6 protein-coding genes are annotated in these 15,652 nt (G+C 45.4%); 1 reads left to right on the forward strand and 5 read right to left on the reverse strand.

Features of this window, described 5'->3' with window-relative positions; genetic code table 11:
• The first annotated feature begins 70 nt into the window (after positions 1-70).
• Positions 71-2,062, forward strand: a complete 1,992-nt coding sequence (locus DWW91_RS16925) for an OmpA family protein (protein ID WP_122328410.1) — start codon at positions 71-73, stop codon at positions 2,060-2,062.
• Between the two features lie 6 nt (positions 2,063-2,068).
• Here the strand turns inward: DWW91_RS16925 and DWW91_RS16930 are convergent, their stop codons facing one another.
• The 5 genes from DWW91_RS16930 to DWW91_RS16955 form a co-directional block, all read right to left on the reverse strand.
• Entirely contained in the window at positions 2,069-2,428 is a 360-nt protein-coding gene (locus tag DWW91_RS16930; RefSeq protein ID WP_007654854.1) for a hypothetical protein, read from the reverse strand.
• A gap of 499 nt (positions 2,429-2,927) precedes the next feature.
• Entirely contained in the window at positions 2,928-4,052 is a 1,125-nt protein-coding gene (locus DWW91_RS16940) for an aldose epimerase family protein (protein ID WP_007654855.1), read from the reverse strand.
• Positions 4,053-4,145: 93 nt separating this feature from the next.
• A complete protein-coding gene (locus tag DWW91_RS16945; protein ID WP_122328412.1) occupies positions 4,146-5,117 on the reverse strand; it encodes a T9SS type A sorting domain-containing protein in 972 nt (323 codons plus the stop codon).
• A gap of 110 nt (positions 5,118-5,227) precedes the next feature.
• Positions 5,228-8,941: an MBG domain-containing protein gene (locus DWW91_RS16950; RefSeq protein ID WP_122328413.1), complete on the reverse strand. Its 3,714-nt coding sequence runs from the start codon at positions 8,939-8,941 to the stop codon at positions 5,228-5,230.
• A gap of 19 nt (positions 8,942-8,960) precedes the next feature.
• Positions 8,961-15,647 carry an MBG domain-containing protein gene (locus DWW91_RS16955; protein ID WP_122328414.1) on the reverse strand — a complete coding sequence of 2,229 codons (6,687 nt, stop codon included), beginning with the start codon at positions 15,645-15,647 and terminating at the stop codon, positions 8,961-8,963.
• Between the last annotated feature and the right edge of the window lie 5 nt (positions 15,648-15,652).

Raw genomic sequence — 15,652 nt, forward strand, 5'->3', positions numbered from 1 at the left:
TAATGAATCCCGGTCCGGGCAATATCCTATCAATCCGTTCGTTATTACATAATATAAAGATTATCCGGTGATGAATAAGAAGATTACTCCCTATATACTACTGTTTTTAACCGCATTACTGCTGTTTTCCTGCAAATCGGCGAAGCTGAGCGATGCAGAAGAGAAGCAGCGGATTGGTGAATACTTTGAGGCGGCGGCTATTTACCGGAAAGTGTATACGAAAACGTCTCCGCAGAAACGGGATCTACGCGGGTATATCGCCTACCGGATGGCTGAATGTAACCGGCTTATCAATAACACTCCGAGGGCGACCAGTGCCTATATGAATGCGCTGCGCTATGATTATCCCGACAGTATCGTGAGCCTGCGTCTGGGACAGATGTACCAGAAAAGCGGAAAATATATGGACGCCATACGCCATTACAAGGACTTCCTGTTATTAAACCCGGAAAGCCAACTGGCCCTCAACGGTATCAAAGGAAGCGAACTGGCCCCGCAATGGAAACAAAACCCGAGCCGTTATATCGTTAAGCGGATGGAGAAATTCAACTCCCGCCGAGGCGAATTCAGCCCAATGCTTTACGGTGAGAAATACGACCAGCTCTACTTCACCTCTTCCCGTACACCGAAAGGAGCCAACAAAGACAAAGACGAAACGATCAGTGCCATCACCGGCCAGCGAAACAACGATTTCTTCCTGGTCAAACAGGATGAACAGGGCAACTGGCTCGCCCCCGTCGAACTGGAGGATGAAGTAAATACCGAATTTGATGAAGGAACCCCTTCTTTCTCGAAAGACGGCAACACCATGTATTACACCTATTGCGCACAGGACCCGGAAGGACCGCGCACGTCAGAAATATATGTATCCACCCGCAGCAGTGCCAAATGGGGAAAAGGGACACGTGCCAGCATCGTGAAAGACTCGGTTACCGCCCTGGGACACCCGGCAGTCTCGCCCGACGGAAAATACCTGTATTATGTATCGGACGCTGTCGGCGGTTTCGGAGGAAAAGATATTTTCCGCTCCCGGCTCGTAGGCAATGACTTCGGCCCCATGGAAAACCTAGGGCCGGACATCAATACACCCGGCGACGAAATGTTTCCGTACGTACGCGACTCCGTCACACTCTATTTCACCTCCAACGGCCATCCGGGCATGGGCGGACTGGACCTGTTCAAAGCAACCCAGGACAGCACCGGCAAATGGCATGTCGAGAACCTGAAAGCACCCATCAACTCGATGGGTGACGATTTCGGCATCACCTTCGAAGGAGATAAGGAGAAAGGCTTTTTCAGCTCCAACCGCAATGACGCCCGCGGCTACGACCACCTGTACTCATTCGAGCTTCCTGTCATAACCATCTTTATCGAAGGTATCGTGTCTGATGTGGACGAGAATCCGATTGAAGACGCAACAGTCCGCATCGTCGGAAAAGACGGGCTGAACGAAAAAGTACTGGCAAAAAAAGACGGTACCTACCGCGTAGAACTGGAACGTGATATCCGTTACGTAATGATGGCAAGCGCCCGCGGTTACCTCAACCAGAATTTCGAACTGAAAACCGGACCGGAAGAAAAGAACGAGACGTATATCGTAGACTTCTACCTCTCCCCGATAAGCAAACCGGTAGTTATCGAAAACATCTTCTATGACTTCGACAAAGCAACCCTGCGCCCCGAATCACAGAAGGCACTGGATGAAATGATTAAGATGCTGAACGACAACCCGAACGTAACAATCGAATTGGGAGCGCATACTGACCGTAAAGGAAGCGACCAGTATAACGAACGCCTGGCACAACGCCGTGCCCAATCAGTAGTGGATTACCTGATTGCAGGAGGTATCGAAAAAGAACGCCTGGAGGCCAAAGGCTATGGCGAAAGCGTACCGAAAGTTATCAATAAGAAGATGGCAAAGAACTACGATTTCCTGAATGAAGGAGATGTATTGACGGAAGAGTTTATCCTGACGCTGACTCCCGAACAACAGGAAATAGCAGACCAGATAAACCGCCGCACAGAATTTAAAGTACTCAGAACAAACTATAACCTGTTCTAAAAGTCGTTATTCCGTTTTACTCTTCGCCAGCACTTCGGAAAAAGAGATGGGCCAGTCAATCGCGCTCATCAATGTTTCGAAAACCAGGCGGTAGTTAAGCGGAATAACCATATACTCTGAATACAGGTCACATACGGTCAGTGCCAGCATCATCTTGATGTTGTAATGCGCCCCTTTCAGGACTACCAGGCTTTCCAGGACCGAAGTATCCCGTGCCTTCTCAAAATCCTGCTCCGTCAAAAGGATTTTATTCTGCAACTGTTGATAATGGGGACAATCAGATACGGAGGCATAGCCATCCGTTCCTTCGGCGATATCCAGTAAAACACGGCAAACAGCAATCCGTTCTCTTTCTTTTGGGTTCATACGTCAATCAAGCCGCCCCGTTTCCCTCGTTTGGCATTTTTATATCATAAAGAAGCGTGGAAACTGTTAATCCATTATTCGGAACTGAGGTATCGCCAAACACCCATCGAACAAATAATAAGACAACAGCCCACGCTCTATTCTACATACAGGAGTATATATAACAAGCGTGAGCGTTCAGTTGTCTATCATCTTTGTCCGACTAGAAACTTGGCGATTTTCAGTTCCAAAGATAATATCTTAAACGCTTACATATCGTTCCCAAGGAGAGCAACCGAAACTCAAAGGACGGCTTCCCCATTGAACGAAGCAAAGATAGCTAAAAGGAAGAATATATATTCTTTGCAAAGAATTATTAACAAGAAAAAAAGATATACCAAAAGGATATTACCGGACGCAGACGACGCAGAAAGCGCAGAATAACGCAGACTTATTAATAAAAATAGTATCTGCGTTATTCTGCGCTTCGTCTGCATTCCTTACTACAAACTGGAACTACTTACTCCACCGTAAACTTATAGATACATTCACTGAGGTACTTTTCTCCCGGATTAAGCACTACACTCGGGAAATCCGGATGGTTGGGTGAATCCGGATAATGCTGTGTTTCAAGACACAAAGCACCACGATGCGGATATAAGACACCATGTTTTCCGGTATCTTTTCCATCCATGAAGTTTCCGGTATAGAACTGGATACCCGGTTCATTGGTATATACTTCCAGAGCGATACCGCTGGTCGGAGAATACGCCTTGGCTGCCAGAACATTCTTATCGCCGTTTGTATTCAGCACCCAGTTCAGGTCATACCCACGCCCAAACTGCAATTGCTGGAACGGGTCGTTAATCTGTTTGCCGATAGCTACCGGAGTACGCAAATCCAGCGGAGTACCATCAACAGGACTGATACCTACGGGAATCAAAGTGCTGTCAACCGGAGTGTAGTTGTCTGCATTAATCATAACCAACTGGTCCAACACATCGGAACCGGGAACACCGGAGAGATTGAAGTAACTATGGTTTGTCAGGTTCACAACCGTCTTCTTGTCGGTTGTTGCTTCATATTTGATACCGACAGCATTGTCATCCGTCAACGTATAAGTAACCTTGATATCCAGATTTCCGGGGAAGCCGGCTTCACCGTCTTTTGAAAGATAAGTTAACTCCAGCGCCTGGTCGTTCAGCTGCTTAGCATCCCACATGCGAGCGTGATAACCCTGCGGACCACCATGCAGGCAATGCGCACCGTTATTTTGAGGAAGCGTATATTCAATATCATCCAAAGTAAACTTACCCTGATTGATACGGTTTCCGTAACGTCCGATCAAAGCACCATAGTTTCCGTCCGACTGCACATACTGCCCGATATTATCATAACCCAGCACGACATCGGTCATTTTTCCATTCTTATCCGGAACCATTACAGAAACCAGGCGTCCACCGTAGTTTGTAATACAAGCCTCTGCCCCATTCTTATTCTTCAACACATACAAGGCGGTCGGCTTACCTTCCACTTCCGATACAAAATCAGACTTCATTAACCCGGAGAGTGTAGCCTCTTCTCTTTTTTCGCCGCATGACAGCAATAAACACATTGCCATAACAGCCATACATAGTCTTTTCATTTCAAATTGATAAATTAAAGTGTTTGTTGGATATAGGGCAAATATACGCCATTCTAGTCAGAATCTCCTTCATCCTCCGAATAATAATATCTTTTAACGAACCCGGAACTTCATCGTCTGTACACCTTGTTCTCCTTCGACTCTCAAGGAATAAATTCCAGCAGGAAGGGAGGACAGGGAAACGGTTTCTCCCGGACGGGCAGAATAGTAGACCTGTTTTCCACTCATTGCATAGACTGTCAGGTTTTTGTAATTACCATTCAGATACAGGATATTGTCAACGACGGAAATCAAATCGGATGGCAATTGTACTTTTTCTGTTGAAACCGGGTCTTTATAGATCAGTTCCACATTTTGCACCGATAAGGTATTATTCTCCTTTATCAGGCTGCGATTACGGTAATCGGCACCGGATATGGTTATATTCATCTTCTCCGGGGTTTCTTCCGACAGGTAGTCGACAGGTACCGAGATACGCGTCCAGTCGGATAACTCGTCTTTTATTTCAAATTCAGCTTTACCGATCAGGGTAACAGAACCATTCTCCGCCAGCACGTCTTTCTCATTATCGATCAACTCTTTGCCATCCGGACTTTGGGAAACGACTGTTCCTTTCCAGAGATAAAGGACCATCCAGGCAGTTTCTTCCGCAACGACTTTACGTTTGAATACACCGACAATAGAATCCGGACGATGGGTAAATTCTATTCCTCCGGTTGTTCCTCCATCACTCTTGGATATATCCGAAATATTGGCATATACCCAGGGAGTTCCCAGAGAGATATAAGCCGGTGCATTCGACCCGATTCCGAACAAACCGACAAACTGGTTAGTCAACTGCACGGAGCCATCCGAATTGCGGGTTACCAACTCTTTCTTTACACCCATCTGACTGACATTCGATGCCTTCCAGAAAGCCGGTTGCTTGCCGACCCCATTATAGCCGGTCTCCCATTCAGCAGAGAAATCGCCATTGGGAACAGACTGGGCACTCACATAACTAAAAAAAGCCGCTCCTTTAATAATCAGGACACAGCACAAAATCCTTAGTAGAAATTTACTCATAATACATTACTTTATAGTGGTTTACATGACAAATATACAAAAGCCCCCCGGAATAATATCCGAGGGGCTCCGATTTTTTTATCCACTTCCCGAAAGGGAGACAGGAAATATTACTTCTTAACAATCTTCACAGTCTTCGTTTCACCATTCGTCAGGACGATCCGTACCAGATAGTAACCGCTACGCAACTGACTCAGGTCGATAACCTGCTCAGGATTCCTGAACAATTTCTGAAGTTTACCGGATGCGTCAATCACATAGATTGCTTCTACCGGCATTTCGGAAACGACTGTCGCATTGTATTCTACGATTGTAGGATACAAACCGACACCTTGTAAAGTGATCGACTCATTGCCTACTGCGCCCATCTTCACATTGAAAGTCACAGAATCACGATGTGACAAGTGGTTTGTAGATTCCGGTATAGTGATATATACCTTGGTTACACCTTCGGATTTACCGATAACGTGTACGCCTTCTACATGGTTACGCAGGCCGGCAACATCAATATGCTCAGCAGCGAAAGATATCTTCGCCGGAGATTCGCAGTTCGCATACAGCAGAACGGAATCACCAACTGTAATCGTTGTCGATTCGACTGAGAACTGTAATCCGGCTGCTGCTTTCGCTATATTCAACTTGCCAGGAACCAGTGTCACGGCGTAGTTGTCTTCATCCGAACTCAGACAGTCGATAACCAGATCGTAAGTGCCGGCATTGACCGGTTTCACATTCGTTTTCACCGTGTAAAGGAAGTTCAGGGCATCCGGATTATCGTTACCGACGAAGCCTTCATATACAGGTTTAAATTCCGGTATTTCATCACCGTAAACGATGTTGACGGTACCGGCACTGATCTTCAATAAAGCCTTCGATACAGAAAGTGTTCCCGTACCTCCTACGATTGTATAGTTCGCACCCGGATCGCCACCTTCTACATACAATGTATAACTACCGGCACCGGTTATGTCGCCGGAAACTTTTACAGAAGGAGCAGAAGCCGCCTTGAAGTCATCGCTACCGATAAAGCCGGAATAAGTATATTCGAATGTAGACGGCAAAGCCTCGCCATAAGCAATCAGTGCATCCTTCGGTTTCACATATACTTCACGCGGATTGATCTGCATCTTTTCCTTGCGAACAAGCAGTTCGGAACCGTTATGTTTCACAAAGATGGAGATGTTATAGGTTCCCGCATCGACCGGCAGATCGTAATCACCGTTATAAGTGACAATCGGAGTGTATTCGGTAATACCCTTCAGATCGGTCAGTTTTACATCGGCTGCTTTACCTTTACCATCGTAATCAAAGACCATATTACCCAATACAACATTGTAATCTGCTTCGTTTTTCAGGCGTACCACCTTGAATACTTCCGACTTCAACGCTTCTTCCTGTCCGGATTCTGCATTGTAACGGGCAGTAATGGTAACACCGTCGTTTTCTGTCAGCGCTTTTGCACGCAGATACCAGATGCTTTCCACCTTCTCTACCTGGATCAGAGCCGGATCGGATGATTCGTAAATAATCTGTGAACCTTCGGCAATCACGGTCGATCCTTGTTTTACAACGGCATTCAGACGAACCAGGTCACCCACGATCAATTCATTCTGTATCGGAGTCCAAACCATGACATAACTATTATCCGGATACACCTGATAGCGCGCCTTTCCTACAATTGTAATTTCGTAGTTCGGATTTTCCTTGTTGATATCAGTGATACCGGTCAGTTCATAGGTGCCTACCGGTAAGATACCTGCCGGACGGTTATTTAGAACCAGATTCTTGATACGGTTTCCGACAGCTACGGTAGCAGTCGAATCCAGGCTGTTAGCCGATTCGTCGAGCTTGAAGCCTTCGTAAGAGATAAACTCTTTCTGAACTTCCGCCTTATTAAATTCAGGATCGGCTGAACCGTATGCTCTCTTGATTGTATCCAGACGGATGATCAACGGAGCTTTCATCACTTCCAGGCGGACACTGTCGTTGGTCATTGTTCCGGGAACCAGAGTGTTCATAATCAACTTATAGTTACGGTCCTTTGCCTGGAACGGAGGCTGGATGGACTTATCTTCAGTAACCACCTTGATATGCAGTGTGTCGTTGTAAGAACCTGCATGCAACGTATTATCGGCAGCAACTGGCTTAACGACAACTTTCGGCATGAAGTCGATGATATCGTCAGGAGTTGTTGTTGTCTGATATTTCGCATCGAAGATGGCTAAGCCACGCTTTTTGTCAGCGTCATTCGGTTCGAATGTCCAGGTCGTATCCTTATCGGCTTCACCATATACACGGTCAACAATTACTTTCCATATAGCCAGCGGACGCTGGTTGATAAGGAACGAACCGTCAACGGTTTTGAATGCGTAGTTCAATGAAGATACTTTGTCGATGTTATCCACTTTGGCAACATACAGGCTGTCTTCTTTCTGATTCGGTTTCTCACGCTTCAGGTTTACTTCAGTCTTTTCAGTTGCTTTCTTGCCTTCATAATCGAAGTATCCGGCAAGCGGAGCTACTTTGAAGCCTTTGTCGCCTTCGGCTGTCGCAGAAATATAATTTACTGCCTCAGCTGTTTTCGAGAATGCATAAGAAGGAGCTACAGCAGCAGGCTTTTCCGCTCTCTTCTTCAACCAGAAGTATCCGTCGGGATTCGGTTCACCATAAATTTTCTGCATAACTTTTACATTCTTATCATCGATAGGAACTTCCTGGTAAGCATCAAACACAGTGATTGTAATCGTATCTTTCTTCACTTCGTATTTACCCGCAGCGATAGCTTGGATATCGTAGTTTGACAATCGATAGGCAACCTGAGTTACTGAAGCCTCATTCAGTTCATAACTGTATGTTCCTACGTCACTCTTCGGTTTATTCACAGCAGCAGAAATAGCCGTATGAGTTACCGCTAGATTATCTCCTTGGAATAAACCTTCCAGCGTCTGTTCATTTTTCAGTACCCCTTCGGTAATAACGAGTTTACTACCGGGAACTGTTGCGATATTTGCATCGTCATACAAACGTGCACTGTCGGGAACAGCCAATGTCAAAGGCGACTTCTTTACAATCAATAAACCTCTATCGGGCCAGCTATTCGACCATACCTGCAAATCCAGATTATAGTTAGCAGCCTGTCCACCGGCCAATTCGATTACATAGGTACCGGGAACGGAGTTTTTATCTGCTCCCGAATAAGAAACCGTAGGCAATACATTCACTTGTGAATTAGTAAAGATAGCCTCCGTATCATCATTCACGAACCCGCTGAACACAAAGTCTTTGGCAGACCAGGGAGTCGCCGGGTTTTCGTCTCCGTAGAAACGGCTGGTGTCTTTGGCTGCAATGCTCAATGTAGCCTTATTCACTGTCAATGTTCGAGTTATAGTAGCATCACTCCGATTACTGGTAAAGAAAACTACATTCTCACCATTTGCCGTATAGCTAAAATAATCCGAAAGATTATCGGCTACAAACCCAAGAGCCTGTCCGCCTCCGACTGTCGGCGTCGCAGAAAATTTCAATACACTGGCTACGGTAGCACCGTCCTTGAAAGATACGGTTCCATTCAAACCGCTGGTCGTTCCGTCCTCTGCTTTCACATACAGATAACTAAAACTGCTACCTGTCAAGCCAGCATCGGAAACAACCGTATTCATGTCCTGTCCATACGTCATCGTTACCGGATCAGCGGCATTGAAACTTACATATATGGTATCGGGAACAGCCGTTTGCGCCTGCATGATACCGCCTGAAACAAGCATCAGGGGAAGCAGCATAAGCTGCTTCCTCGATGTTAATATTGATTTAATATATTTCTTCATACTAAATTAGTTTTACAGGTTACTTCTTAATGATCTTCACAGATTTGAAGGTTCCGTCTTCCAATGTTACATTGAGCAGATAGATACCTGATCCAAACGATGACAGATCAATAACAGATCCCGGTTTGCGAATTACTTTCTGTAACGTACCGTTCATCAACAGCAATTCAACTTGCTTGATTTCAGAAGGAGCGGCCACTGTTACAGAATGGGTAAACAGTCTCGGATATACTTCGATGTAGTCTGTTACTGTGATCTTTTCGTTATCGACAGACAGATATTCGTCGTCTACAAGGAATGTTACCACTACAGGTTCAGCTGCGTTATAGTTCTTGTTACCATGCTGCATAGCTGTAACCGTTACGGTTCCGGAAGTAACCGGAGTCAGAATCCATGCATCTCCAATCTGGTTCACATAGGCTACTGCATCGTTAGACGAATTGAATGTTACAGGAAGTTTACTTGAAGCAGAAGCGGTCAGAATAACATCACCACCTTCTACGTCGATCACGCTTTCCGGATTCCATGTAATCTTCTGCGAAGCGGCGATAACAGAATATTTGCCGTCCACGTAAGAAACTTCGTAGTTGTCTGAAGTATAGTTATCAGAGAATGTGATCGGATAAACTCCTGCATCTGATGTTCTTGTAACAGTCGAGCTGATACGCGGAGCGAAACCAAGATCTTTCAACGTCTCACCTTTCACGAAACCTGTAGCTGTATAAGTCAGTTCTTCCAGCTCCTTGCCGTAAACCGATTCCTTATTATCTGCCAGGATCGTCAAAGCAGCTTTGCTGACTTTCAGGAATCCGGAAACATAAGTAACCACATAATTGCGACCGAAGTCCTGTGCCGAATACGGAGTCAGTTTATAAGAACCGGCCTTGCCGTTGTATGCTTCAATACGTACAACCGGAGCCTGTCCCACCTTGAAGTCTTCGCCATTCAGGAAGTCATTCTTATTATAATCGTAAGCATTCGCATAAGAAGGCAATTCATCGCCGTACTTAATATCGAAACTGCGGGCAGTTACAACAACAGCCTTCGGAGCGATCACCATCTTATTCTTAGCAGTGTAAGCATAAGTGACAGAACCAAGTGTAGCCTTCACCGTTACAGTATATACGCCGGCATCTGTCGGAGCATCCTGTGATGACGGATAAGTTGTCGGTACCGAACCCAGCTGGTCGCCTTCATAATAGATACTGAAGTCTTTCACTTCTTCACCTGTTTCTACGTCGGTCACCTTCACGCTGACAGTTCTCGGATTGCCGTCGTAAATACTTGTTACGTTGGAAACGATTACATTTACTTTAGCTGCGTCACCTTCCGGAGCGATCACTTTGATCGTACCTGTTACAGGAGTTGCATCTTCGTACGTATCGTCACCGTCTGCATATACCGTGATGGTTACATAATCGTCGCCTTCCGTACGTACATGACCTGTTACAGCATACTTGCCTCTGGCAACTTCAGACAGGATAACACGTTCGCGGTCGTTGCCCGACAGTTCGTAACGGATATCATTGATAGACGGCTTGCCGTCAGCTTCCGATTTCAGATAAGCAGACAACTCAACTGTTTCACCAACCGGTATGACCAGATTACGCTGATCTTCCGGCCAGATGATCGTACGGCGGATCTTGTCGATAGACAATGTTCCGTTTTCATGCGTTACCGTATAGTTGCGTGCAACACCTTCTGTCGTGAAGTAGATATCGTAAGAACCACGTGAATCGGATTTAGCATCCGTAGCGATCTTCGGCATTACCGAGAATACGTCTGCCAGATTTTCATATTCATTATTCTTCAAACCGATATATTCGATTTCAAGAGCCGGATTACCACCGCCATACGGACGGCTATAACTCTTCGCACGTACTGTCAACGGAGCCTTCGTAACCGTCAGACCTGCATTAACAATAGTAGCACCTGTGATATCGAAGTTCGGAAGCAATGCTGCAATCTGTGCGGCAGCCGAAGAAGTCAGACGTAATTCATACGTACCAACATCTGTTTTCTTATTAACACCCGACAAATCCAGCCAGCTTGTACGGTTCACATTTTCTGCATTCAGCAATTTGCTGATCTCTGCCTGGAATGCGTCAGATAATTCACCTGTCACAGCGGCATAAACGTCGGCATCTGTTGCATCTTCCCCATATTCACGGGTTACAGAAAGAGTGATAGTCAAATCTGCTGCTGTCAACGGAGCCGGAGTCACAGTTACTTTTGCCTGCGTTTCACTAGCGGTAAACTTAACACCGATAACCGGAGTAAGCATCTCTTTCACCATTGCACCGACTGCACGGATCTGATAGTCTCCTACCGGAGCATCAGCCGCGTAGACACTCACCTCACTCGGCAGAAGCGTTTCGAACAAGTCAATTACATTCTTGTCTGCCAGCAATTTTGCAGCAGTCAGCTTCGGTTCTGTTGCAAATACAAGTTTTGCATTCAGGTCGGAGTCTTTTGTTACCTCTGTACCATATACTTTTGTATACGTATCCTTTGCAGTTTTCACTTCTACGGTTGCCGGAGTCACTTTGAGGTTAGCCAGATCGGTATCCAGCTGGATTTCAAAGTTACCGATAGCAGCCTTCAAAGTAGAAGCGTCTATGATACGGAGTTTGAATGTTCCCTGAGTTACATTATTTTTGATTGAGTCAACCAATACACTGTTCAACGTATTGCCGTGGAACTGAAGTTTATCGTTGCGGTACAATGCCCAGTGCAGTTTATTCGTACTGAACAGCTTATCCCAACGGGCTTTCGTCATTGCAGCGGTCGGGGTTTCCGGATCTTCCACCAGGGAAACCAGGCTAAAACCATAATCATCAGCCGCCAGCGTCAGGTTAGTCAGATCATAAACAGGAGCACCGCTCATAATCGTCCAGATACCCTTAAGCTCTTTTTCGTTGAATGTCACCACAACACCCGGAGCAACGACTTTCACAGCCTTAACGGCAGTAATAACCTCGGTATCAGGTTCTGTTGTAACTTCCGCACCCTCAATTGCATAAACGAAGGTATAGTCGGCAGATGTCAGATCTACTGTATAGTCATATTCGCCGATTACCGGATTCTGTTTATCCAGTTGAGCTTTGGCAGTCACCAGGTCGACAACCAATGTATAGTCACTCTTGATCTTACTTCCGTTCAGAGCCACGATATCATCATAGATCTGCTGAACGATCTGGGCTTTTGTCGCCTTACCGAAGGTGAACACAGCTTTCGCTGCAGTTTCTTCTTCAGCTGTTGCAGCCAGATAAGTAGGCAAAGTAATAGTCAGTTTACGTTGACCGATCTGCACAGAATTCTGTACGTTATGGAAGTTGCTTCCGAATTGATTGTCAAGCTGGAAGTTTGACAACAATGCCGGGTCGAGCACATCCACTCTGTAACCGTAATCACCGTTCTTCGGCATCGTTTCCGTTGCTTCAGCCTGACAATCAGCTGTTGTCAGCATTACCTTGAAGAGGTCGGCCGGATTTTCAAAACAAGTATAACTACTCAACAAACCTTCGTTGGCAGCCAGGAACTGACTGAGGATGTCTGCTTCGATAGCAACCTTGCGTTTTCCGTAACGATAAGAGATATCCGTCGGGAAAGTGAATACAACCGGAGCTGCATTTACGACCAATGTCTTCGCACCGGTTTCTCTTATTTCGATATTATCAGTTACCTTCTGAACGAATGCAACCGAATAAGTATATGTCTTAACAGCGGTTGTTCCTTCTTCTTCTATATTATTAATAGTAACGGTGAAACTCTTCTGAGGCTTAACACCCGTCTTTGTTACCAGTTCAAAGAACTCTTCGTTTGCCGGGTCTTCCAATACAGCCTTCTTTACAGAGTCAAGTAAAGCGACTTTTGTATTGATATCCCTATAAGTCACATTTACTTCCGGCAAAGTGAGCGTACGTTTCGCTTTCACGATGCGGAGAGCCAGTTTCGCAATTACATCATTACCGTCTTTAGTCAGATGGATACTGCTTGGTGCTATATAATTTAATGTATAGTATTCCGAGAACTGAGTATTTGAACTTGTCACCACTTCGTAACCATACAAGTCGGAAACCTGCGGATAGCTTTCGCCGGCAATACGCACCGGAACATCGCCTGTAGAAGTTTCGTTGTTGATCAGATAGGTCTTCACTCCCCAGTTATTCAGGTCGGGAACCGTTACACGGTCGGCACCCGGAGTCAGTCTGAAGTCACTCAGCAGAGCCAGTGCATACTCATCGGCCGTCTGTCCGAACGGACGTTCCCACAATGGCAGTTGCACATTGATCGGAAGCGGATATTCAGCCAGCGACTGGCCGTTATCGGTCAACCGTACAGAACGGAGATAAGTAGCTGTTGTATAACCGAACAATTCTATCGGGATGATAAGACCTCCATCTTCATTCGTTACTTCAATCTTCTGAATATTATCATTCGGATTGAATACTACCGTATAAGAGTAAAGATCTCTACCGATTGCCGGCACCAATGTCAGGCTGGAAATGTAAGCCCCCTGCATATCCGGGTTCTTCAAAAGCAGGTCAGCCATGATCGCTTTTTCGATCATTTCATTGGAAGCGCCTTCTTTCTTGAACTCATATTTGTAAAGTTTCACTTTTGCGATCGGACGCGGCGTGATATTTACTGTTCCTTCAAACGTTGTCGGGCTATGCGGCTGTCCGTTCACTGTTACTTCAGAGAACAGGGCATCCAGGTCGCCACTTAACGTTACCCGGTAAGTAGCCGTACCCATATTTTCCCTAATCCGGTTATTCGTGATCTGTACATTTTCTATGTACTCAATATTGTACGGATTTGCCAGATAGATATATTCGCGAACCTTATCCGCAACCTGTTCCCGGGTCATATCCTTCACATACTGAACGGTATATTCACCGAATGTAAAGTTGATCGCCGGACGGGGAACGATAGCAATGCTTTTAGAATAAGTGATCTCGATTGTCGTACCTTTATCAACGATATTGATCCGCTGATTAGTCGGAGTTTCTATTTCCTGCAAGGTTGCGCTCTTCGTGATGATGATCTTATAACCGAACGAATCGTCTGTTTCCGCTATCGCATTTTTATTGCTCAGGTCATTATTGATCAGGCGAACAACGAACGTTTCATTTCCTAAAACGCCGGCATTACGAACCAACAGATCGCTCTTGATACGGCGGATGACCGCATTCGGCAGCATATCTTTTTCGTAGTCGATCTGATAGTTACCCGGATAAATCAATGAATGGGTGGTTGGCAATGTTGTTACGAATAACAGAGAGTTACTAAACGTACAAACATTTCCATTTACAACCAGATTAGCAGATGAGACATTCCCATTTGTTACAAAATTCGAATTTGTCTGAGCCAGATCACCCTGGACCGTCACTTTATAACCCAGATAGGTGTTATCTGCCATACCGGAAGATACCGTACCACCTGTTACCTCAACCTGAGGAACCAGGTTTTGGTCCACCATCTCCGGATTAATATCCTGAATCAGACGTTTCAGCATCGTAGCCGTAGCAGTGTTATCAGCATAGTCGCCAATACGGATCGGGCTTGAAACAAAATCGGGAAGCTTCACCTGTAACGTGTTTTTCCCAATCGCAATCGCGCTTACAATATCATAGCTCCATTCAGTAGTATTTAAAGAAACGCTTGCTCCACCTACGCCGGCAGAGACATTGCTGCCTGCACCATAATTCGGTAGAAGCACCACGCGATAACTATATACATTACCCGGAACTAACCGCCCCGTAGTTATTTCACTGGTGAAACCATTACCTGAATATATTTTTATCTCGGAAATAAAATCATCGGATGAAGTTATATTATTCCTGATCAGATTCTTTATCCGGTTCAAATTAAGATTGGATGCCGGATCCAGTTCGCCTAAGCCTCCAACCTTTTCCGCAAACACAGGGAATACCGTATTATCGATCGGCTTTTCCTTTACAATCAGTTGCTTGGTTGAAATATAAGAACCTGTCGCCTGCTTGGTACAATTGGTCAAACCGGGTTCATAAGCAAACTGATCTGTCGGAGGAAATGTAATAACCACATCATACTTTCCGGCTTCCAACATATTATTTCCGGTATATTGAGCGGAAACGCCGTCTTTAACCAGAAAAACCGAAGCATCATTAAATGAAACTCCGGGCATATCGAGCACCTGTATTTTAGAATGTAAATCACTAACAGATGTTCCATACACATAATTCCCCCAGTTAGCCGGGAATTTCAAATCACCGACTGCCTGGCGGGCTTTGATCTCGATAGCATTTGATACAACTACCTGATCATGATCCAGTTCGCCGAACAGAGTTGCAGGATTTATATTCCCTGTACCGATCGTCCGTTCAAAATTTAACGTAATGGAACTGGTGGAAGTCACTTTAAAAGTGTAGTTATAACTTCCTGCCACCAAATCACCGGTCTGATCCCCACCGTTACCTCTGATAGTAACATCGGATATAATCGCTGCCTGATCACTCTGATCGACAACTCCCTGCAATAAACTTTGGATATGGGATTTTAACTGCTCCGCATTAGCGTCACTGGTTCCTTCATAATATGACAGGACATCTTTTACGGGGACATAAATGTCTGCTGCAGCCGCTTGTGTAATATACCCTCCCAATAGTAGCACGAATATAAGTAGTCGCCTACTCACATCGATCAAGTATACTTTTTTCATACGCT

The sequence above is a fragment of the Parabacteroides sp. AF17-3 genome (assembly GCF_003635445.1).
GTDB lineage: Bacteria > Bacteroidota > Bacteroidia > Bacteroidales > Tannerellaceae > Parabacteroides > Parabacteroides goldsteinii.